This is a genomic window from Clostridium lapidicellarium, from assembly GCF_041224415.1.
GTDB lineage: Bacteria > Bacillota > Clostridia > Clostridiales > Clostridiaceae > Clostridium_B > Clostridium_B lapidicellarium.
Genome location: NZ_JBGFFE010000063.1, coordinates 1 through 647 on the forward strand (window position 1 = coordinate 1; position 647 = coordinate 647).

Here is a 647-nt window from a genome sequence, read left to right on the forward strand (position 1 = left end):
AAAAATAAAAAATGAAGATTTCCGGATTTCGTCCGGAAATCAACCATGTATATCAATTCAACTTTCTCTGCTCCAGCTTTTCTTTAAACTCTCCAATGGAACTGCTCCTGGCGGCATCCTCAAAAATGGAGCTCAAAGTATTTTCGTCCTCTATCTCTCTTATACTGTCCATACAGGAAGTATCGGAAAACTTGATATAAAGTAACTTTTCCAGGCCCTGAAGAAGTCCATCTTTTCTGCCTTCTTTTCTGCCTTCTTTTCTACCTTCTTTTCTACCTTCTTTTCTACCTTCCTCTCTCCCTTTTTTTCTGCCCTCTTTTCTGCCCTCTTCCATGCCTTTCGTTTTGCCTTCCTTTACGATATTTTCTATAGTCTTTCCTAAATTAGATACCATAGAATCCACCTCCCTCTGACTGGATTTTTCCAATATCTCATCTACATCAAGCTTAGATCTCTCGTTCAACTTGGGTTTCATTATTCCCTTGAGCCAGGTCTTCAGTATGTCAAACTGCTCAGGTGTTATTTTCTTTAGGGCGTAGGCCGTCAGCCTCAGCCTTTTCATCAAGTCCTCCCTGCTTATTTCCCTGTCAAGGAGAAACACCGTGGACACCATGTTTGCCATGTTCTCGAGCTGACGTTCATCGTAC

1 protein-coding gene is annotated in these 647 nt (G+C 41.6%); it reads right to left on the reverse strand.

Annotated features, from left to right (window positions below; translation table 11 throughout):
- Nucleotides 1–52 precede the first annotated feature (52 nt).
- Nucleotides 53–647 (reverse strand): RpnC/YadD family protein (locus AB8S09_RS15800; protein ID WP_502064958.1); only part of this gene is annotated, 595 nt, incomplete at its 5' end.